22 protein-coding genes and 1 tRNA gene are annotated in these 19,638 nt (G+C 73.0%); 15 read left to right on the top strand and 8 right to left on the bottom strand.

The window, feature by feature from the left end; all coding sequences use genetic code 11:
- The first annotated feature begins 64 nt into the window (after positions 1 to 64).
- Together ACSU6L_RS30145 and ACSU6L_RS30140 are read left to right on the top strand one after the other, a co-directional pair.
- Positions 65 to 1,048 (top strand): aldo/keto reductase, encoded by a 984-nt coding sequence (locus ACSU6L_RS30145; protein ID WP_437061859.1) that lies wholly within the window; start codon positions 65 to 67, stop codon positions 1,046 to 1,048.
- Complete coding sequence (locus ACSU6L_RS30140; RefSeq protein WP_437061857.1) at positions 1,045 to 3,498, top strand: helix-hairpin-helix domain-containing protein; 2,454 nt, start codon at positions 1,045 to 1,047, stop codon at positions 3,496 to 3,498. The genes ACSU6L_RS30145 and ACSU6L_RS30140 overlap by 4 nt, the downstream gene beginning before the upstream one ends.
- A 106-nt stretch (positions 3,499 to 3,604) precedes the next feature.
- Here ACSU6L_RS30140 and ACSU6L_RS30135 read toward each other — a convergent pair whose 3' ends face one another.
- Positions 3,605 to 4,372: a hypothetical protein gene (locus ACSU6L_RS30135; RefSeq protein WP_437061855.1), complete on the bottom strand. Its 768-nt coding sequence runs from the start codon at positions 4,370 to 4,372 to the stop codon at positions 3,605 to 3,607.
- 47 nt (positions 4,373 to 4,419) lie between these two features.
- Here ACSU6L_RS30135 and ACSU6L_RS30130 point away from each other — a divergent pair, with 47 nt between their 5' ends.
- Positions 4,420 to 4,608, top strand: a complete 189-nt coding sequence (locus ACSU6L_RS30130; RefSeq protein WP_073942088.1) for a DUF5703 family protein — start codon at positions 4,420 to 4,422, stop codon at positions 4,606 to 4,608.
- 66 nt (positions 4,609 to 4,674) lie between these two features.
- Here ACSU6L_RS30130 and ACSU6L_RS30125 read toward each other — a convergent pair whose 3' ends face one another.
- The 3 genes from ACSU6L_RS30125 to ACSU6L_RS30115 all read right to left on the bottom strand — a co-directional run bounded on the left by ACSU6L_RS30125 (position 4,675) and on the right by ACSU6L_RS30115 (position 7,374).
- Entirely contained in the window at positions 4,675 to 5,514 is an 840-nt protein-coding gene (locus tag ACSU6L_RS30125; protein WP_437061853.1) for a chaplin, read from the bottom strand.
- A 144-nt stretch (positions 5,515 to 5,658) separates the two neighbouring features.
- The gene (chpH, locus tag ACSU6L_RS30120; protein ID WP_073942090.1) at positions 5,659 to 5,892 is read right to left on the bottom strand and encodes a chaplin ChpH; all 234 of its coding nucleotides are present in this window, start codon (positions 5,890 to 5,892) and stop codon (positions 5,659 to 5,661) included.
- 156 nt (positions 5,893 to 6,048) lie between these two features.
- Entirely contained in the window at positions 6,049 to 7,374 is a 1,326-nt protein-coding gene (locus ACSU6L_RS30115) for a M20/M25/M40 family metallo-hydrolase (RefSeq protein WP_365516663.1), read from the bottom strand.
- A gap of 188 nt (positions 7,375 to 7,562) precedes the next feature.
- Between ACSU6L_RS30115 and ACSU6L_RS30110 the strand changes: the two genes are divergently transcribed.
- A tRNA-Leu gene (locus ACSU6L_RS30110) sits at positions 7,563 to 7,650 on the top strand.
- 161 nt (positions 7,651 to 7,811) lie between these two features.
- Positions 7,812 to 8,237: a YchJ family protein gene (locus ACSU6L_RS30105; protein WP_437061850.1), complete on the top strand. Its 426-nt coding sequence runs from the start codon at positions 7,812 to 7,814 to the stop codon at positions 8,235 to 8,237.
- Positions 8,238 to 8,240: 3 nt separating this feature from the next.
- Here ACSU6L_RS30105 and ACSU6L_RS30100 read toward each other — a convergent pair whose 3' ends face one another.
- Positions 8,241 to 8,942 carry a FadR/GntR family transcriptional regulator gene (locus ACSU6L_RS30100; protein ID WP_437061848.1) on the bottom strand — a complete coding sequence of 234 codons (702 nt, stop codon included), beginning with the start codon at positions 8,940 to 8,942 and terminating at the stop codon, positions 8,241 to 8,243.
- A 130-nt stretch (positions 8,943 to 9,072) separates the two neighbouring features.
- Between ACSU6L_RS30100 and ACSU6L_RS30095 the strand changes: the two genes are divergently transcribed.
- The 3 genes from ACSU6L_RS30095 (at position 9,073) to ACSU6L_RS30085 (ending at position 11,675) form a co-directional block, all read left to right on the top strand.
- Positions 9,073 to 9,591, top strand: coding sequence for a gluconokinase (locus ACSU6L_RS30095; RefSeq protein ID WP_437061846.1), 519 nt, complete (start codon positions 9,073 to 9,075; stop codon positions 9,589 to 9,591).
- A gap of 144 nt (positions 9,592 to 9,735) precedes the next feature.
- Positions 9,736 to 11,133, top strand: a complete 1,398-nt coding sequence (locus ACSU6L_RS30090) for a gluconate:H+ symporter (protein WP_437061844.1) — start codon at positions 9,736 to 9,738, stop codon at positions 11,131 to 11,133.
- A 116-nt stretch (positions 11,134 to 11,249) separates the two neighbouring features.
- Positions 11,250 to 11,675 carry a hypothetical protein gene (locus ACSU6L_RS30085; RefSeq protein ID WP_437061842.1) on the top strand — a complete coding sequence of 142 codons (426 nt, stop codon included), beginning with the start codon at positions 11,250 to 11,252 and terminating at the stop codon, positions 11,673 to 11,675.
- Between the two features lie 12 nt (positions 11,676 to 11,687).
- On the opposite strand, the gene ACSU6L_RS30080 is transcribed toward ACSU6L_RS30085, so the two are convergent.
- The 3 genes from ACSU6L_RS30080 to ACSU6L_RS30070 form a co-directional block, all read right to left on the bottom strand.
- Positions 11,688 to 12,311 (bottom strand): cytochrome b/b6 domain-containing protein, encoded by a 624-nt coding sequence (locus ACSU6L_RS30080; RefSeq protein ID WP_437061840.1) that lies wholly within the window; start codon positions 12,309 to 12,311, stop codon positions 11,688 to 11,690.
- Positions 12,295 to 13,020 (bottom strand): molybdopterin-dependent oxidoreductase, encoded by a 726-nt coding sequence (locus ACSU6L_RS30075; protein WP_437061838.1) that lies wholly within the window; start codon positions 13,018 to 13,020, stop codon positions 12,295 to 12,297. The genes ACSU6L_RS30080 and ACSU6L_RS30075 overlap by 17 nt, the downstream gene beginning before the upstream one ends.
- Positions 13,021 to 13,125: 105 nt before the next feature.
- Positions 13,126 to 14,064 (bottom strand): hypothetical protein, encoded by a 939-nt coding sequence (locus tag ACSU6L_RS30070; protein ID WP_437061836.1) that lies wholly within the window; start codon positions 14,062 to 14,064, stop codon positions 13,126 to 13,128.
- Positions 14,065 to 14,352: 288 nt separating this feature from the next.
- Between ACSU6L_RS30070 and ACSU6L_RS30065 the strand changes: the two genes are divergently transcribed.
- The 7 genes from ACSU6L_RS30065 (at position 14,353) to ACSU6L_RS30035 (ending at position 19,622) form a co-directional block, all read left to right on the top strand.
- On the top strand, positions 14,353 to 15,246 hold the full coding sequence (locus tag ACSU6L_RS30065) for a DMT family transporter (protein WP_437061834.1): 894 nt from the start codon (positions 14,353 to 14,355) through the stop codon (positions 15,244 to 15,246).
- 83 nt (positions 15,247 to 15,329) lie between these two features.
- Positions 15,330 to 15,845, top strand: a complete 516-nt coding sequence (locus ACSU6L_RS30060) for an NUDIX hydrolase (protein ID WP_437061832.1) — start codon at positions 15,330 to 15,332, stop codon at positions 15,843 to 15,845.
- Between the two features lie 37 nt (positions 15,846 to 15,882).
- The gene (locus ACSU6L_RS30055) at positions 15,883 to 16,275 is read left to right on the top strand and encodes a YidH family protein (protein ID WP_073942102.1); all 393 of its coding nucleotides are present in this window, start codon (positions 15,883 to 15,885) and stop codon (positions 16,273 to 16,275) included.
- Positions 16,272 to 16,592 carry a DUF202 domain-containing protein gene (locus tag ACSU6L_RS30050; protein ID WP_073942103.1) on the top strand — a complete coding sequence of 107 codons (321 nt, stop codon included), beginning with the start codon at positions 16,272 to 16,274 and terminating at the stop codon, positions 16,590 to 16,592. The genes ACSU6L_RS30055 and ACSU6L_RS30050 overlap by 4 nt, the downstream gene beginning before the upstream one ends.
- Before the next feature lie 337 nt (positions 16,593 to 16,929).
- Positions 16,930 to 17,226 carry a hypothetical protein gene (locus ACSU6L_RS30045; RefSeq protein WP_437061830.1) on the top strand — a complete coding sequence of 99 codons (297 nt, stop codon included), beginning with the start codon at positions 16,930 to 16,932 and terminating at the stop codon, positions 17,224 to 17,226.
- A gap of 154 nt (positions 17,227 to 17,380) precedes the next feature.
- Positions 17,381 to 18,403 carry a phosphotransferase family protein gene (locus ACSU6L_RS30040; protein WP_437061828.1) on the top strand — a complete coding sequence of 341 codons (1,023 nt, stop codon included), beginning with the start codon at positions 17,381 to 17,383 and terminating at the stop codon, positions 18,401 to 18,403.
- 4 nt (positions 18,404 to 18,407) lie between these two features.
- Positions 18,408 to 19,622 carry an acyl-CoA dehydrogenase family protein gene (locus ACSU6L_RS30035; RefSeq protein ID WP_437061826.1) on the top strand — a complete coding sequence of 405 codons (1,215 nt, stop codon included), beginning with the start codon at positions 18,408 to 18,410 and terminating at the stop codon, positions 19,620 to 19,622.
- Positions 19,623 to 19,638: the final 16 nt, after the last annotated feature.

The raw sequence follows: 19,638 nt of genomic DNA, 5'->3' as shown, positions 1-19,638 counted from the left end.
GTCGGGAAATCGGTTGTCCACAGGCAACCCACGGCACCAGTTCCGGCCAGTAATCTCGGCGGACATGGAGCAGAGGCATCTCGGCCGTACCGGCCTGCGCGTGTCCCGTATCGGCCTTGGCACCCTGACGTGGGGCCGGGACACCGACGAGCACGACGCCGCGGACCTCTTGAAGACGTTCTGGGAAGCCGGCGGCACGCTGATCGACACGGCGGACGTGTACGGGAACGGGGAGGCCGAGTATCTGCTAGGACGGCTCATAGACGGGCTGGTGCCGCGCCGGGACCTGGTGATCTCGACCAAGGCCGGGAGCGTGCCGGACCCCGACCGGCGGTTCGACGGGTCACGGGGGCACCTGCTGGCCGCGCTGGACGCCTCGCTGGCCCGGCTGGGCACGGACTACGTCGACGTGTGGCACATCCACGCGTACGACCCCCGGACACCGCTCGAGGAGACGCTGCAGGCGCTGGACCTGGCGGTGAGCAGCGGCCGGGTGCGGTACGCGGGGGTGTCCAATTTCTGCGGGTGGCAGCTCGCCAAGGCGGCGACCTGGCAGCTGGCCGCGCCGGGCACGCGCACCCGGCTGGCCAGTACGCAGATGGAGTACTCGCTGCTGCAGCGCGGGGTCGAGCGGGAGGTGCTGCCCGCCGCGCTGGACCTGGGCATCGGGCTGCTGCCCTCGTCGCCGCTGGGGCGCGGGGTACTGACGGGGAAGTACCGCAACGCCATGCCGCCGGACTCGCGCGGCGCGTCCGAGCATCTGGCGCCGTTCGTGGAGCCGTACCTCGACGACATGGCCGGCCGCATCGTCGACGCCGTGACGACCGCGGCGGACGGGCTCGCCGTGACCCCGTTGCAGGTCGCGCTCGCCTGGGTGCGGGACCGGCCCGGCGTGGCCGCGCCGATCGTCGGCGCGCGCACCGCGCAGCAGCTCACGGCGGCGTTGTCAGTGGAGGCACTTAGTCTTCCTGACGAGATCTGCCGGGCGCTCGACGATGTGTCGGCGCCTGTGCACCGCTATCCCGATCACGACTGGAGCACGCTGTGAGCACGGAGCCGGAGACCACCGAGGACGCCGAGCAGAACACGCCGGCCCCCGAGGCGGAGGGCGGCGTCCCCGACACCGAGGAGGGGACCGGGGGCGAGCGGCACGGCGGGGCTGAGGGGGCCGAGGGGGCGCGGGGCGCTGGGGCTCAGGGGGCTGGCGAGGCGCGGGGCGCCGAGGCTCAGGAGGCCGGCGGGGCGCGGGGCGCCGGGGTTGCGGGAGCCGAGTCGGCGCCGGGCACCGAGGCCGAGGGGGTCGGCGAGGGACAGGGCACCGAGGCCGAAGGGACCGGCGAGGGACAGGGCACCGAGGCCGAAGGGACCGGCGAGGGACAGGGCACCGAGGCCGAAGGGACCGGCGAGGGACAGGGCACCGAGGCCGAAGGGACCGGCGAGGGACAGGGCACCGAGGCCGAAGGGACCGGCGAGGGACAGGGCACCGAGGCTGAGGGGGCCAGCGAGGGGCAGGTTTCCGAAGCGGAGGCGGAGCTTGCGGCTCAGCGGGTCGAGCGGGAGCGGATCGAGCGGCGCAAGGCGGAGAAGCAGGGGCCCATCGAGAGCGGGGCCAAGCTGAGCGGCAAGGCCGCCGACCTGCTCGCCGCCGTGCGGGCCGTGGAGAGCGGGGCGAAGCCCTCGGCCACGGTGTTCGCCGAGCCCGAGGCGACGGTGCGGCGACCGGCCCCGGAGCCGGTGCGGCGGACCCAGCCGGTGGCCCCGCCCGTCGCCGCCACGCCCGCGACGGGGACCGTCGAGGGCGTCCGGCGGGTGCTGGCCGAGGGCGGTGCTCCCGAGGCGTTGGCGCCGCAGGCGGCGACCGTGCTCGGGGAGGGCGCCGAGGACCGGCTGCGGTCCGACCCCTGGCTGCTGCTGCGGGTCGGCGGGGTGCGGCCCGAGCAGGCCGACGGGTTCGCGCGGGCGCTGCTCGGCGCGCAGTGCGGCCCCGACGACGAGCGGCGGCTGCGCGCGGTCGTCGTCTGGCTGCTGGAGCAGGCGGCGCTGGCCGGGCACACCGCACTCGAGCTGCCGGCGCTGACCGCCGCCCTGGCCCAGCGAGGCGTGCCCGATCCGGACGCGGCCGTCCAGGACGCCCTCGCCGAGGGCGAGGTGCTGGCCTTCCAGGACGGGCTGGAGGAGTCGGAACCCGCCGAGCCGGAGTCCTCCGGGGAGGGCGAGGAGCGGGCCCCGGTGCGGGTGCTGGTCGGTCTGGAGCGGTACGCACTCGCCGAGGAGAGCCTCGCAGACGGCCTCGGGCGGCTGATCAACTCGGTGCCGAAGGAGGACGGTTCGGGCGCGGCGTGGGAGCGGGCCGGGTCCGCGGCCCAGGGCTCCGCCGCCGAGCTGATCCGGGCGGTCGCCGGGCACGGCCTGGTGCTGCACACCGGCGGTGAGGCGTCCCGCGCCGAGGCCGCGCAGCTGCTGGGCGTCGCGCGGGAACTGGGGCTGCGGGCCTGGGCCGCCGTGCACAGTCCGCTGGGGCGCGCCGGGTTCCCGGAGCGGGAGACGGTCGCGACGGTCGCGGGACTGCTGTCCGGCGCCGAGGGGCCGGGCCGGGACGCGGACGGCGCGCTGGACCTGGATCTGCTGGTCGTGCTCGACGCGCCGCAACTGGACGTGGAGACCGGTGCGTTGCTCGTGGAGTCGCTGCCGGACGGGGCCCGGCTGGTGCTGTCCGGGGACCCGGCGGTGCTGTGGTCGGCGGGGCCCGGGCGGGTGTTCGCGGATCTGCTCGCGGCGCGCAGGGTGCCGCAGGTCGCCTCCCGTCGGCCCGATCCCGGACCGCTCGGCGAGCTGGTGTCGGGGATCGGCGTCGGCGAGCTGAACCAGGTCGCCGCGCCCGGCAAGGAGATCGTGATCGTGCCGGTTCGGGACGCGGGCGAGGCCGTGCACCGCACGGTGCAGCTCGTCGCGGACTCGGTGCCGCGGGCGATCGGCGTGCCCGCCGAGGAGACGGTGGTCATCACGCCGGGGCACGGCGGCGCGGCCGGCACGCGCGTGCTCAACGCCGCGCTGAAGGAGCGGCTCAACCCCGGGCCCGGGCGCTTCGGCGGCTTCGACCCCGGCGACCGGATCGCCTACTCCCCCGCGCCCGGCCGTACGCTGCCGGGGCGGGTGGTCACGGCCGACGCCGACGGGCTGCATCTGTCGTGCGCCGGTGAGGCCGTCGTCGTACCGCGCGAGCGGGTGGAGCAGTGGGTGCGGCACGGGTGGGCGCTGACCGCGCACCAGGCGGTCGGCGGACGCTGGCCCGCGGTGGTCGTGGTCCTGCCGGGCGACGCCGCCCAGAGCCTGACCCGGCCCTGGGTCTACACCGCCTTCGGCCGCGCCGAGCGTCATCTGTCCGTCGTGCACGGGGTGGAGCAGGCCCTGCCGAGAGCGGTCGCGGAGGGCATGGCCAAGCCGCGCACCACGCGCCTGCCCGACCTGCTGCGCCCCGAGGCACCCACCGCGGAGTAGCCGCGCGGACACGGAACGGCGGCCACCGGGGCTTCCCCGTGGCCGCCGGGGTCACCGCCGCCGCGTCACGGCCGCGTCACCGCCGTCTCGTCTCCGGCGGGACGCCTCAGCGCTCCGCGTCCAGAGGTTCGAGATCCTCGTCTTCGTCTTCGTCTTCGTCTTCATCCGCGACCTCGTCCTCGTCGAGGTCCAGCTCGTCGTCCTCCAGCTCGTCGGAGTCGGGATCGGCGTCGTCGGGACCGTCATCGGGGTCGTCGTCGGCACCGTCGTCCAGGTCCTCGTCGAAGACCGCGCTGACGTCGAAGCGGCAGACCACCCGCTGGGGGTCGACCGCGTCGAACGGGGCCGCGAGCCATTCGCCGGGTTCCGGGGGCTCGTCGGTGGCGATCACCCACAGCGTGGAGTCGCCCTCCTCCAGACCGAACTCCTTGTGCCGGGTGGCGATCTCGTCCGGTTCGAACTCGCCGAACAGGATGCCGAGCGCCCCGTTGACCGTCTCCCCGCCGTCCGCGTCCGCGCTCGCGTCCGCCGCCTCGACCCGCTGGGCCTGCGCCAGCAGCCGCTGCGGCTCCGCCACCGCGTAGTCGCGGCGGATCAGCACACTCAGCGCGCTCGGTTCCTCGGGCCCGGTGTACGGCGGGAGCGAGTCGTCCGCGCCGGGGATCTCGAAGGGCGTGACCTCGTCGTAGCGGTCGTAGAGCAGTTCGTCGTACGCCTCTGCGGCCGCGGCCAGCTGGTTGAACGCCTCGTAGACGGCCGGGTCGTCCTCCCCCGACCGGCGTTCGACCGCGGCGAGATGGCGGTCGAGCGCGGTCTTGACCGCCTCGGCGGCGGCGCGTACCTCGGCAGCGGTGGGCTGCGCAGCATCAGACATACTGCAGACGCTATCCGTACCGGGCCCCAGCCCGCACAATAGATGCGATGCCGGAATACGAATTTGTCGACGTGTACGTACCGCGCGGGGTCTCCCGCAAGGACGCGACGCGTCTGCTGACGGACCATGCAGAGTACGGAAACTGGGAGTTGCACCGCCTGAGCCTGCTGCGTGACGGCAGCCGCAAGGTGCGGTTGCGTCGACGGATCATCCGCCAGGTGCGAGCCACGTGGTGAGGTGAGAGGCGAAACGGAGCGGGCCCCGCCGGTTGGCGGGGCCCGCTCCGTTCTCCGGTGTGGGCGTCACGCCGAGGCACGTGCCCTGCGGTACAGGACCGCGCCCGCCAGCAGCGCGCCCGCGCCCAGGGAGGCCGCGGCGCCCACCGGCAGACCGCTGCCGGTCTCCGCGAGCTGTTCCCTGCCCTGGGGCTGGGTGACGGACTGGGCGCCGGGCTGGTTGCCGGCCCCCGGTCCGTCGTCGCCGGGCGTCGAGTCGTCCGTGGCGGGCGGTGTGCCCGGATTGGCGGGTTCCTCGGGGTTGCCCGGGGTGCCGGGCTGCTCGGGCGTACCGGGCGGGGTCGTCCCGGGCGGGTTCGTCCCCGGAGGCGTGGTCCCGGGAGGCGTCGTTCCCGGCGGGTTCGTCCCCGGCGGGTTCGTCTCCGGAGGCGTGGTCCCGCCGTCTCCCGGCGGGGTGGTGTGCCCGCCGCCGGAGCCGCCGCCATCGTTGGCGCAGTCGTTGCCCACCGCGGCGTTGCCGACGCCGATGATGTCGACGGTGTTGCCGCAGACGTTCACCGGGGCGTGGATCGGCGCCTGAACGTGGTTGCCCGAGCCGACGCCGGGCGAGTCGGAGGCGTGTCCGCCGGCGTGCGCGCCGCCGGAGCCGCCGTGGCCGCCGTGGCTGTCGTTGCCGCAGGAATTGCCTGCCGCCGGGTTGAGGAGCCCGACGACGTTGACGGTGTTGCCGCAGACGTTGACCGGCACGTGCACCGGCGCCTGCACGGTGTTGCCGGAGAGCACTCCGGGCGAGCCGGACGCGGCGCCGGCCGCACCCGAGTGCGCCTGGGCCTGACCGCTCGCGACGGCGATCACTCCCGTCGCGGCCGCCACGGTCATCAGTCCCTTGCGGGTGGCCTGTCGCATTGCTGAATCCCCCTACTACGTCGTGACAGAACCGGATCGATCGCGAACCGGCTCCTGGAAATCCGGGAGAGCGCTCGGCCCCGGAGCGCATGGCGCGTGCTCCGGGGCCGAAGGGCTCAGAACTTCATGAGGTGAGGCCCGACGTCACTTGTTGACGCAGTAGTTGCCGAAGGCGGGGTTCAGCACGCCGATCACCGAGACCGTGTTGCCGCAGGCGTTCACCGGGATGTGCACGGGAACCTGAACAACGTTGCCGGAGACGACACCCGGGGAGTGCACGGCGGCACCCTGGGCACCGGAGTCGGCGACGGCCATGCCGGCACCGGCGAGAACCAGACCACCGGTGGCAGCGGCGGCAGCGACGACCTTCTTGATCATTATTCCTCCTCGTTGGCAAGGCGATCCCAAGCCGCGGATCGCATCACCAGTAACGAGGAGGGAGTAATAGGGCTACGACCTGATGAGCGCATTCACTCTTCCCAGTCCGCCTCGTACGCGCGGCCGAAAAGTGCAGTCACGTTTCAGCGGGACGAATCAGGACGCGTCGAGGAACCGGTCGAGCACCCGCACCCCGAACTTCAGCCCGTCGACCGGTACCCGCTCGTCGACCCCGTGGAACATCCCGGCGAAGTCCAGCTCCGGCGGCAGCTGGAGCGGGGCGAAGCCGAAGCAGCGGATGCCGAGGTCGTCGAAGGACTTGGCGTCGGTGCCGCCGGAGAGCATGTACGGCACGGCGCGGGCGATCGGGTCCTCGGCGCTCAGCGCGCTCTGCATGGCGTCCACGAGCCGGCCGTCGAAGTCGGTCTCCAGCGCCTTGTCGGCGTGCACGTCCTCGCGCCGCACGCGCGGGCCGAGGATCCGGTCGAGGTCGGCCAGGAACTCCTCCTCGTAGCCGGGCAGGAAGCGGCCGTCGACGTGCGCGGTGGCCTGGCCGGGGATGACGTTGACCTTGTAGCCGGCGCCGAGCATGGTGGGCGCCGCCGAGTTGCGCAGGGTGGTGCCGATCATCTTGGCGATGCCGCCGAGCTTGGCGAGGGTCTCGTCCATGTTCTCGGGGTCGAGTTCGGTGCCGAGCGCGTCGGACAGCTCGTCGAGGAAGGACCGTACGGTCTTGGTGACCCGGACCGGCCACTTGTGCCGGCCGAGCCGGGCGACCGCGTCGCACAGCTCGGTGATCGCGTTGTCGTCGTTGGTCATCGAGCCGTGGCCGGCCGTGCCCTCGACGGTCAGCCGCATCCAGTGCATGCCCTTCTCGGCGGTCTCGACGAGGTAGAGCCGCAGTTTCTCGTTGACGGTGAAGGAGAAGCCGCCGACCTCGCCGATCGCCTCGGTGACGCCCTCGAAGAGGTCCGGGTGCCGGTCGACCAGGTAGCGGGCCCCGTAGGTGCCGCCCGCCTCCTCGTCGGCGAGGAAGGCCACGACGACGTCGCGCGGGGGCTTGCGGCCGCTGCGCAGCCGGTCGCGGACGACCGCGAGGGTCATCGCGTCCATGTCCTTCATGTCGACGGCGCCCCGGCCCCACACGCATCCGTCCGCGATCTCGCCGGAGAAGGGGTGGTGGGTCCAGTCGGCCGCGTTGGCCGGTACGACGTCGAGATGGCCGTGCAGGAGCAGGGCGGGCCGGGACGGGTCCTCCCCCTCGATCCGGGCCACGGTGGAGGCGCGGCCGGTGTGGGATTCGAAGATCTGCGGCTCCAGGCCCACCTCGGCCAGCTTCTCGGCGACGTACTCGGCCGCCTTGCGCTCGCCGGGGCCGGAGTGGTCGCCGTAGTTGCTGGTGTCGATCCGGATCAGCTCGCGGCAGAGGTCGACGACCTCGTCCTCGCCGGTGACGCCCTGGCCGGTGCCCGTCTGGCTCACGCTGGTTCCTCCCGCTGTCGCCGCTGGTGGTTCCCCCACATCCTGCTCCTTGTGTCTGCGGGGTCCAAGACCGGACCCGGCCCGTCACACGCCGTTCACGTCAGCGGGGGGTGATCAGCCACCCCCGAAAGCCTGGTAATGTTTACGACGTCGCCGCGGGGGAAACCGCCCCGCACGACAGACACCTTGTCCGGGTGGCGGAATGGCAGACGCGCTAGCTTGAGGTGCTAGTGCCCTTTATCGGGCGTGGGGGTTCAAGTCCCCCCTCGGACACCAGCCGGATCCCCCGGTCGCTCAGGCGGCCGGGGGATCCGTCGTTTCCGGGGCCGGGCGGCGCAGGAGCGGCGGTCGGCCCCGGTCGCATCGCCGCCGCCACCTTCTCGATGGCCTCCTTCCGCACCTCGGGGCACAGGCGATGGTGCAGCAGAATGGAGGGCATGTCCCGACGTGGCTCGCATCTCCGGCGTCGTACCGCCGCCACCCCCGCCGACCGGCCCTCATGCCCTTGCGGTCTTGCAGAGACCTACGAGGAGTGCTGTGGGCGATTCCACCGGGGTGCGGGGGCTGCGCCGACCGCCGAGCGGCTGATGCGGTCGCGCTACAGCGCCTTCGTGCGGCGGGACGAGGCGTATCTGCTGCGCACCTGGCACCCCCGGACGCGGCCGCCGGGTGTCGACTTCGACCCGGGTATGCGGTGGACCGGCCTGGAGATCCTGGACACCACCGACGGCACCGCGTTCCACACGACCGGCACGGTGACCTTCCGGGCCTCGTACCGGGGCGGCGTGCTGCACGAGCGCAGCCGGTTCGAGCGGGTCGACGGGGCGTGGGTGTACGTCGACGGGGACTTCCCGGAAGGCTGAGCGTCAGGGCGCCAGGATGTCCAGCTCCTGCAGCGCGCCCACGGCGATCTCCCGGGTGAGCTGCTCCGCGCGGTCCGCGTCACCGGCGCGGACCGCCTCCGCGACCCGGACGTGCAGGGTGACGGCGGCCGGGTCGGGGTCCTCGAACATCACGTCGTGCTGGGTACGGCCGGTCAGCACCTCGGCGACGACATCGCCGAGCCGGGCGAACATCTCGTTGCCGGAGGCGGTGAGGATGACCCGGTGGAAGGCGATGTCGTGGAACAGATAGCCCTCCAGCTGGTGGCCGCGCGAGTGCGCGACCATGCCGAGCGCGCACTCGGTCAGCTGCGCGCACTGCTCGGCGGTGGCGTGCTGGGCGGTCAGTCGCGCGGCCACCGGTTCGATGGCGGAGCGCAGCACGGTGAGCGAGCGCAGCTGGTGCGGCCGGTCGGCGCCGGCCAGACGCCAGCGGATGACCTGCGGGTCGTACACGTTCCACTCCGCCTTGGGGCGGACCGTGACGCCGACCCGGCGGCGGGACTCGACCAGATGCATCGACTCCAGGACGCGGACGGCCTCGCGCATCACCGAGCGTGACACGTCGAAGCGCTGCGCCAGCTCGTCGGTGCGCAGGACGCTGCCCGGAGGGTACTCGCCCGCGGTGATCTCGGGGCCAAGGGTGTCCAGTACATGGCCGTGCAGCCCTCGGCCCGTTGTGCTCATGCACTCAGAGTACGGGGCGGGTCACGCGATCAAAAAGTCAGACTTATTCATCACACCCTCTTGAATTCGTCGTACCTAATGCGTTTCAGTATGCCGACATCACCGTGTCGACGAAGACAGCGAGGCAGCGATGAACACCCCCCATGTCGTCGTGGTCATGGGCGTCGCGGGCACCGGGAAGACCACCATCGGTCCCCTGCTCGCCGCCCGGCTCGGCGTCCCTTACGCCGAGGGCGACGACTTCCACCCCGAGTCCAACATCGCCAAGATGTCGGCCGGCACCCCGCTCACCGACGAGGACCGCCTCCCCTGGCTCGACGCCATCGGCGGCTGGGCGGACGGCCGGGCCGGACTCGGCGGGGTGGTCAGCTGCTCGGCGCTGAAGCGGTCGTACCGGGACCGGCTGCGGGCCGCCGCACCGGGACTGGTCTTCGTACACCTCACCGGCGACCGCGCCCTCATCGAGGACCGCATGTCGCACCGGCAGGGGCACTTCATGCCCACCGCGCTGCTCGACTCCCAGTTCGCCACGCTCGAGCCGCTCGGTGCGGACGAGGCGGGCGTCTGCGTGGACGTCTCCGGCGGCCCCGAGGAGATCACGCGGCGGGCGGCCGAGGCGCTGGGCGAGCTGCCCGAGCCGGCCCGGTGACCCCGTAGCCCCTTGTCACACCCCTTGTTATCCCCGTCCTTGTTATCCCCCCGCGCGCTGACCCCCTGCGCGTCATCCCTCTGCGCCCGGCGCTGCCGGGCGCGCCCCCCTCCCCCATCCCCGTCACCTGTTAAGGGAACCCCCGTGACCAGACTCAGCGTCGAGATGCTGGCAGCGGACACCGTCGAGCCCATCACCTCGGCCGGTCATGCCCAGCTGGGCATCGCCGTGCTGGCGGGCATCGCCGTCATCGTCCTGCTCATCACCAAGTTCAAGCTCCACGCCTTCCTGGCCCTGACCATCGGTTCGCTGGCGCTCGGAGCGTTCGCCGGGGCGCCGCTCGACAAGGCCATCGCCAGCTTCACCACCGGTCTCGGCGCCACCGTCGCGGGCGTCGGCGTGCTGATCGCGCTCGGCGCCATCCTCGGCAAGATGCTCGCCGACTCCGGCGGCGCCGACGAGATCGTCGACACCATCCTCGCCAAGGCGGGCGGCCGTTCGATGCCGTGGGCGATGGTCCTGATCGCCTCCGTGATCGGTCTGCCGCTGTTCTTCGAGGTCGGCGTCGTCCTGCTGATCCCGGTCGTGCTCATGGTCGCCAAGCGCGGCAACTACTCCCTGATGCGCATCGGCATCCCCGCGCTCGCGGGTCTGTCGGTGATGCACGGTCTGGTCCCGCCGCACCCCGGTCCGCTGGTCGCGATCGACGCCGTGGGCGCCAACCTCGGTGTCACGCTGGCGCTGGGCGTCCTGGTCGCCATCCCCACGGTGGTCATCGCCGGTCCGCTCTTCGCCCGCTACGCCGCCCGCTGGGTGGACGTGCCGGCGCCGGACCGGATGATCCCGCAGCGCGCCTCCGACGAGCTGGACAAGCGCCCGAGCTTCGGCGCCACCCTGGTGACGATCCTGCTGCCGGTCGTGCTGATGCTGGCCAAGGCGCTGGTGGACATCGTCGTCGACGACCCCCAGAACACCGTGCAGCGCGTCTTCGACGTCGTCGGCTCCCCGCTGATCGCCCTGCTCGCCGCCGTCCTGCTGGGCATCTTCACGCTGGCCCGCCCCGCCGGGTTCTCCAAGGAGCGCGTCTCCGCGATGGTCGAGAAGGGTCTCGCTCCCATAGCGGGCATCCTGCTGATCGTCGGCGCGGGCGGCGGCTTCAAGCAGACGCTGATCGACTCCGGCGTCGGCCAGATGGTCCTGGAGATCTCCGAGGACTGGTCGATCCCGGCCCTGCTGCTGGCCTGGCTGATCGCCGTGGCGATCCGGCTCGCGACCGGTTCGGCGACGGTGGCGACCGTCTCGGCGGCGGGCCTCGTCGCCCCGCTGGCCGCCGACATGTCGACCACCCACGCCGCCCTCCTGGTCCTCGCCATCGGCGCCGGCTCGCTGTTCTTCAGCCATGTCAACGACGCCGGCTTCTGGCTGGTGAAGGAGTACTTCGGGTTGAACGTCGGCCAGACGATCAAGACCTGGTCGGTGATGGAGACGATCATCTCGGTGGTCGCGGGGGCGTTCGTGCTCCTGCTGTCGCTGATCATCTAGCCGCGGTCCGTACGCCGCTCAGGGCCCGCCCCCTCGGGGGTGGGCCCACCGCGTTTCTTTCTCCTCTGCCGCCCCAACCTGGGCGGAACGGCTTCCCGGAGCACATCGGCGGCCCGATGATGCCGCATCGGCGGCGGATCTGGGTGCCGGCCCTGCTGGTGGCGCTGGTGGCCCTGTTCTGGGCGGTGTACGCCTACGCGGGGATCGTGGGGCGGGGCCGGGCCGCCCTGACGACGGCGACGGTCGCCTCAGAGTTCCCGGCCGTGGTGGTGTTCAGCGAGCGTGACCTGCTGATCCGGGGCGGCGGGAGCTGTGTCGCGGCGGTCGACGAGAAGGGCAGCCCGTACCGCTTCCGGTACGCCGGACTGCGGCTGTTCCACGTCTCCGGGGACCGGCTGTTCCTCGTCCCGAGGCGCTGGGCGCCGTCGGACGGCACGCTGTACGTGCTGCGCGAGGACGAGGCGAAGGTGCGGGTGGAGTACGTGAGCGGCGGCGTCGAATACCGCGAGCGGGAGTGCGACGGGGCGCTGACGACTCCTTGAGCCGGTGCCAGGCTACGGCCGCCACAGCGAGTGCTCCCGCTCCGCCCACTCCCGGCTCACCGTCCCGGTCCGCATGCCCCGGCGGGCCTCCGGATCCGCGAGGGCCATGCCGATGTGTCCGGCGAGGACGATGCCGACGGTGAGGGCCAGCCAGTCGTGGACGAAGGTCGCGCTGGTGCGCCACATCAGCGGGGTGAGTTGGGTGAACCACATCATCAGGCCCGTGCCGAGCATCACCAGGGTGGCTCCGGCGATCCAGGCGGCGTAGATCTTCTGCCCGGCGTTGAACTTGCCCGCGGGCCGGGAGCCGGGCCGCCGGTCACGGCGTACGGCGGCGCGCAGCCAGCGGCCGTCGTGCGGGCCGAAGCGGTTGAGCAGGCGCAGGTCGGCGCGGAAGGCCCGGGAGGCCAGGGCCGCCAGGACCGGCGCCGGCAGGGCGAGCCCGGCCCACTCGTGCAGGGTGACCACGAGCGCGCGGCGGCCTACGAGCTGGGCGAGTTCGGGGATGTACAGGCAGGCCGCGGTCAGCACGCACACGCCCGTCAGCGCGGCCGTGGTGCGGTGCGTCCACCGCTCGGCGCGGGTGAAGCGCCGGACTCGGACGGTGGCCGGCGGGGTCTCAACTCGTGGGCTCATCGTCCCGCCCGTTCGACCGGCCGACCCAGGCGTCGACGTCGTAGCCGCGCTCCTCCCAGTAGCCGGGCCGCACGTCCTCGGTGACGGTGATGCCGGAGAGCCATTTGGCGGACTTGTAGAAGTACATGGGCGCCATGTAGAGGCGGACGGGGCCGCCGTGGGCGTGGCCGAGGTCCTCGTCCCGCATGCGCAGGGCGACCAGGACGTCCGCGCGGCGGGCCTGGGCGAGGGTCAGGCTCTCGGAGTAGGTGCCGTCGAAGCAGGTGAAGCGTACGGCCGTGCCCTTCGCGCGCACTCCGGCGGCGTCCAGCAGCCGGGACAGCCGCACCCCTTCGAACGGCGTGTCCGGCACCCGCCAGCCGGTCACGCACTGCACGTCCCGGACCAGGCGGGTCTGCGGCATCGACCGGAGGTCGGCGAGGGTGTAGGAGGCGGGGCGGTCGACCAGGCCGTCGACGGTGAGGCGGTAGTTCTCCGCGTTCTTGCGGGGCACGGAGGAGGCGACCGAGTAGTACCGGAAGCCGCCGCCGTTCGGCAGCAGGCCGGTCAGGCCGGTGGGGTCCTTGTCGGCGGCGCCGCCGAGGAAGGACTCCAGGCCGCGTTGCAGGGTGGGCGCGGAGATCACGCCGAGGGCGCCCAGGCCGAGGGTGCCGAGGAAGACCCGGCGGCCGATCGGGCGGCCCTCCTCCTCGGGCTGTCCGGTGTTCACCCTGCCATTCGAGCACTCGCGCCCCCGGCCGGGCCAGGGCTGGCGGGTTTTCGTCCTCGCCGGTGTTCCGCCCGCGCAAGGAATCCCAGGGGGACGCGTGGCCGGTCAGACCGTGCCGAGCGCTCGGGTGCGGGCGGCGTGGAAGGCGGCGAGCGGGTCACGGTCCGGGTAGGACCACGGCTCCGGGGTCGCGTGGCCGCCGATGCGGTGGAACAGGGCGGCGGCCTCGGCGCCCCGGCCCTCGCAGTGCTTGGCGTGGGCGAGGAAGTTGAGGTCGAGCAGGCGGCGGGGATGGTCGTCGTGCTCCCATTCCAGCCACCAGTCGAAGGCGGCCTTCATCACCTGCCGGGCCCGGCGTCCGGACCAGTGCCCGGAGCCGGCCGGGTCGGCGGGTTCGAACCCGGCGGCGGCCAGCACGCGGTAGCGCTCGGCGTGCGCGACCACGGGGAGGATCGCCAGCGGCGAGTCGGCCGGGGCCTGCTCGGCGGCCCAGTCGGCGAAGTCGTACACCTCGTGCAGCGGGTCGGGGCCGGAGCCGGCTCGGCGTTCGGCGAGCCGGGCGACCATCAGGTGGTGCGCGTGGTGGTGGTCTGCGTACCGGGCCCGTACCTGCTCGAAGGTCCGTACGACCTCCTCCTGGCTGCCGAGGTGCCGCTCCAGCAGGAGCAGACCGAGCCAGGGGGTGGGGTCGGCGGGGTACCGCTCCGCGGCGCTCCGGCAGGCCTCGCGGGCCAGGTCCGGCTCGTCCTTGCCGCGCAGCGCCCGCCAGACCCGGGCCAGGGCGAGCAGGACGGCGGCGTCGGCGGAGTCGGGCTCGGCGAGCAGCCACGCCCGGGTCCAGGCGGCGCTGTAGGTCTCGCGCGCGAGGACGACGGCGCGGTGTCCGCGCCGGTCCCAGTCGTCGCCGGTGCGGGCCAGCAGGGAGCGGGCCGCCTGCCAGCGGCCCTGGGACAGCGCGGCGCGCGCGGCGGTGAGGTCGGTGTCGTCGAGAGCCGAGTCGAAGGCCCGGTCCGCGCTCCCCCGGTTTCTCGGCTTCGCTCGCACAGGGAGGGGACCTCTGGGCTGACTCGGACTGCCATCGGGTGATCACGCACAGCAAACCTCCAGCCAAGGGTCTCCGTCAAGCGCCGCCGGTACATGGCACACGTCAACCGGCCATGACGGCACGGGACTTGTACAGCCCGGCCGGCCCGCCTGTCCCCCGGGACCGTTCCGGCGTGACGTGCGCCATAGCGCGACCCCGCCGCGCCCCTCAGCATGGCGGGACGCACCCCATTTGTCCCGGGTCCGCCGATCATCCCGGCCGGTCCGAACGATCATCCAGGGAGCAGCTTGTCCGTCTCGGTTCTGGTGCTCGCCATGAGCGCCGCATGCTGCCTGGGCTTCGGCTTCGTCCTCCAGCAGAACGCGGCCCAGCGCGCACCCCTCAACGACTTCCTCTCCCCGCGCCTGCTGCTGGACCTGGCGAGGATGCCCGGCTGGCTCGGCGGCATCGGCCTGATGGTCGCCGGCACGGCCCTCGGCGCGGTGGCGCTCGGCCAGGGCGAGATCTCCGTCGTGGAGCCGCTGCTCGCCACGAACCTGCTCTTCGCCCTCGCTCTGTCCCGGCACCGCACCCGGCAGCCACTGGGCCGCCAGGGCTGGCTGGGGCTCGCGCTGCTCGCGGGCGGGGTGACGGTGTTCCTGGTGGCCGGCGAGCCGCGCGGCGGCGGCGCGGTCCCCGGTCCGCTGCGGCACTGGCTGATCATCGGCGTGATGGTGGGCTCGGCCCTGCTGCTGACCGCGTACGCCCGCCGCACCCGCGCCGGCGCCGGCCCGGTGCTGCTGGCGGTGGCCGCGGGCCTGCTGTACGGCGTGCAGGACGCGCTGACCCGGCAGAGCGGGCAGCGGTTCGCCTCCGGCGGCGCGGCCGAGCTGCTGACCGGCTGGCAGCCGTACGCCGTCCTGCTGCTCGGCGTGACCGGGCTGCTCCTGGTGCAGAGCGCCTTCGAGGCCGCCCCGCTGCGCAAGTCGCTGCCCGCGCTGACCGCCGCCCAGCCGCTCGCCGGCATCGTCTGCGGCGTCGGCTTCCTCGGCGACCGGCTGCACACCGACGCCGGCGCGCTGGCGTGGGCGGCGACGGGGCTCGCGGCCGTGGTGGGCGGCATCGTGCTCCTGGGCCTGCATCCGGCGCTGCCGCAGGGCACCGTCGCCCCGGCGGGCGCGCCCGCCCTCCAGCCCGGCTGACCGGGCCTCGCCCGGCCGGCCACGTCCGGCCCAGGTGTCCGGGTCCGGCCCGGCCGACCGGGCGGGCCTGCTTGGATGGGCCCATGAGCGCTGCGGACGAGATCCTGGACATCGTCGACGAGCACGACCGCGTGATCGGGCGGTACCCGCGCGGTGAGGCGTACGCCAAGGGCCTGCGGCACCGGTGCGTGTTCGTCCAGGCGCGCGACGCCGAGGGCCGGATCTTCGTGCATCGCCGCACCCCGACCAAGCTGGTCTTCCCCTCGCTGTACGACATGTTCGTCGGCGGGGTGGTGGGCGCGGGCGAGTCGTACGACGAGGCCGCGCTGCGGGAGGCCGAGGAGGAGCTGGGCGTCAGCGGACTGCCGCGGCCCCGGTTCCTGTTCAAGTTCCTCTACGACGACGGCTCCGGGCAGTCCTGGTGGTCGGCCGTCTACGAGGTCCGCTGCGACCTGCCGGTCCGCCCGCAGGCCGAGGAGGTCGCCTGGCACGCCTTCCTGCCGGAGCCGGAACTGCGGGAGCGGCTGCACGAGTGGGAGTGGGTGCCGGACGGCATGGCGGCGTACGAACGCCTGCGGGCGCACCGCTCGACGGGCTGACCTGCCCGTTCGAACCCCTCCCGGTACTGTCGGACGCGTGATCGAACTCCTGCGGAACGTCCGCCTGTGGTTCGCCCCCGTACGCATACGCGAAGAGGGCGGCACCCCCGACTACCGGTTCTCGCTGGCGAACGAGCGGACCTTCCTGGCCTGGCTGCGGACCGCCCTCGCGTTGATCGGCGGCGGTTTCGCGGTGGACCAGTTCCTGCCGGACCTGCGCTGGGGCTGGCGGGTCGGCCTGGCGCTCGCGCTGCTGGCGGCGGGCGTGCTGTGCTCGCTGCGCGCGGTCAACCACTGGATCCGCTGCGAGCGGGCCATGCGGCGGGGCGAGGATCTGCCGGTGTCCCGGTTCCCGGCGCTGCTGAGCGTCGTCGTCGCGGTGGTGGCCGTGGCGATGGTCGTCGTCGTGCTGCTCGGCTGGGAAGGATGAGCGGGGCCGCCCCGGAGCGCGACCCGGGGCTCCAGCCCGAGCGGACCCGGCTGGCCTGGCGGCGCACCACCCTCTCCGGCACGGTCGCCGCGGTGCTCGCGATGCGGACCGCGCTGACCGACGGCCCCACCGCCGCGGGCGCCGTGGTCTGCGCCCTGTGCTTCACCCTCTGGCTGGCCTTCCTGCTCCTCGCCCACCACCGCATCCGCACCCTCATGACGACCCCCCGCCCCGCCCCCCTGACCCCGCGCCACGCCACAGCGGCCACCCTCTGCACGGCGACTCTGGCGGTGTGCGCGGCGGCACTGATCCTCTAGGGGGTGTCTCGCCGATCATGCCGGGCTCGCGGCGCCTGGCACCGCGCCTCGCCGCGCTGTCGTCACTCGCCGATTCCCCCAAGCTCTCGGCTCCGCTCGAGCAGGGGGCACCCCCATCGCATCGGCTCCCTTCTCCGCCTTGCGACGCACGGCACCAGACGCCGCTCCCTGATCCGGCCTGATCGACGAGACACCCCCTAGAGCCACCCGGCAGGCCTTGAAGGGTCAGGCCCTGGAGCCTGTCGCAGACCCTGCGGGGTACGCGAACCCCATGCAACCCTTATCTCCGGAAATGCCCCTTCCCCCTTCTCCCTCGACAGCTTCCGGAAGTGAACCCATGACGAGTCCCCACATGGAACACGCCGCCCACACGCACACCCACGGCCCGGACTGCGGACACACCGAGGTCCCGCACGGCAGCCACGTCGACTACGCCCACAACGGGCACCTGCACCGCGAGCACGGCGGCCACTGGGACGAGTGCGAGCCCGCCGAGCACACCACCCACACGGACCACGACCACCGGCACGGCGAGGACTGCGGCCACCCCACGGTCCTGCACGGCGACCACATCGACTACCTCCACGACGGCCACCGGCACGCCGAGCACGACGGCCACTGGGACGACCACTGAGCCCGCCGGAACCCGCCATGCGACGGCTCCCCGCGACGCGCGCGGAGCCGTCGTCCTATCGTGGCCCTGATCACGTTCGCTCCGCCTACTGGACGGCATACCGACCGGTCGGCATCATGAATCGGGTCCCGTTAACCCGTCCGTAGGAGCGACGATGAGTTCCGACCACCCGCCAGGCCTCGATCCGGACCGGCTGCGCGCCCTGCTCGACCGCGAGCGCCCCGGTCTCGTGCAGGGCCCGCTGACCGGCCGGCTGATCGAGGGCGGACGGTCGAACCTCACCTACGCCGTCACCGACGGCACCTCCAAGTGGGTCGTACGGCGCCCCCCGCTCGGCCATGTGCTGGCCACCGCGCACGACATGAAGCGCGAGCACCGGGTGATCAGCGCCCTGCACCCGACGAAGGTACCGGTGCCGCGGCCGGTGCTGCTGTGCGAGGACGAGGAGGTGCTCGGGGCGCCCTTCTACGTCATGGAGTTCGTCGACGGCACCCCGTACCGCACCGCCGACCAGCTCGCCCCGCTCGGCCCCGAGCGCACCCGGAACGTGGCGCTGGGCCTGGTGGACACCCTCGTCGAGCTGCACGCCGTGGACCCCGCCGAGCTGGGGCTCGGCGACTTCGGCCGCCCCGAGGGCTTCCTGGACCGGCAGCTGCGCCGCTGGGGCAAGCAGCTGGACGCCTCCCGCAACCGCGAACTGGCCGGCATCGACGAGCTGCACGCGGCCCTCGGCCGCGACCTGCCGCGCTCCCCCGCCCCGGCCGTGGTGCACGGCGACTACCGCCTGGACAACGTCCTGATCGGCGCCGACGACCGGATCAAGGCGATCCTCGACTGGGAGATGTCCACCCTCGGCGACCCGCTGACCGACCTGGGCCTGCTGGTGATGTACAGCATGCCGCTGGGCATGCCCGACTCCCCGGTCTCCACGACCGCCGAGGCCCCCGGGCACCCGGCCCCGGCCGAACTGATCGAGCGCTACGCCGCCCGCTCCGGGCGCGACGTCTCCCAGGTCTCCTGGTACACGGCCTTCGCCTGGTTCAAGCTCGCCGTGATCCTGGAGGGCATCCACTACCGCTACACGCTGGGCCAGACGGTCGGGCGCGGCTTCGACCGCATCGGCGACCTGGTCCCGGTCTTCATCGCCCACGGTCTGACCACTCTGCAGGAAGGCTGACGCCATGGACTTCGCGTTCGACGCACGCACCGAGGAGCTGCGTGCCAAGCTGCTCGCCTTCATGGACGAGTACGTCTACCCGGCCGAGGCCGTCGCCGAGGAACAGCGGGCCCTGCTGGCCTCGCCGTGGGACACCCCGGCCGTGGTCGAGGAGCTGAAGGCGGAGGCGAAGCGGCAGGGCCTGTGGAACCTCTTCCTGCCCGACGCGGAGCACGGCGCCGGCCTCACCAACCTCCAGTACGCGCCGCTCGCCGAGATCACCGGCCGCAGCCCGCAGCTGGCGCCGACCGCGACGAACTGCGCGGCGCCGGACACCGGGAACATGGAGGTCCTCGCCCAGTTCGGCGACGAGGCGCAGCAGAAGCAGTGGCTGGAGCCGCTGCTGGCGGGCGAGATCCGCTCCGCGTTCGCGATGACGGAGCCCGACGTGGCCTCGTCCGACGCCACCAACATCACCACGCACATCGAGCGGGACGGCGACGAGTACGTCATCACCGGCCGCAAGTGGTACATCTCCGGGGCGATGAACCCGGACTGCAAGATCTTCATCGTGATGGGCAAGACCGACCCGGACGGTGCGGACATCCGCCGCCAGCAGTCGATGGTCCTGGTCCCCCGCGACACCCCGGGCGTCACGGTCCGGCGCGCGATGCAGGTCTTCGGCTACGAGGACCACTACCACGGCGGCCACGCCGAGGTGATCTTCGACCAGGCACGCGTGCCGGTCTCGAACCTGATCGGCGAGGAGGGCGGCGGCTTCGCCATCGCCCAGGCCCGGCTCGGCCCCGGCCGGATCCACCACTGCATGCGGCTGATCGGCATGGCCGAGCGGGCGATCGAGCTGATGTGCAAGCGCGCGGTCTCGCGTACGGCCTTCGGCAAGCCGCTGGCCGCCCAGGGCGTGGTCCACAACTGGATCGCCGACGCGCGGGTCACCGTCGAGCAGCTGCGCCTGCTGGTGCTGAAGACGGCCTGGCTGATGGACACCGTCGGCAACAAGGGCGCCCACACCGAGATCCAGGCCATCAAGATCGCCACGCCCCGCGCGGTCGTCGACATCCTCGACAAGGCGATCCAGCTGCACGGCGCGGGCGGCGTCAGCCAGGACTTCCCGCTGGCCGAGCTGTACGCCGGCGCGCGGACCCTGATGATCGCCGACGGTCCCGACGAGGTGCACCAGCGGTCGCTGGCGCGGCGGGAGCTGAAGAAGTACGCGTGAGGCACGTGTAAGGGGC

The sequence above is a fragment of the Streptomyces sp. enrichment culture genome, from assembly GCF_964272855.1.
In the GTDB taxonomy this organism is placed as follows: Bacteria; Actinomycetota; Actinomycetes; order Streptomycetales; family Streptomycetaceae; genus Streptomyces.
This window is presented reverse-complemented; position numbering and strand designations above follow the sequence as displayed.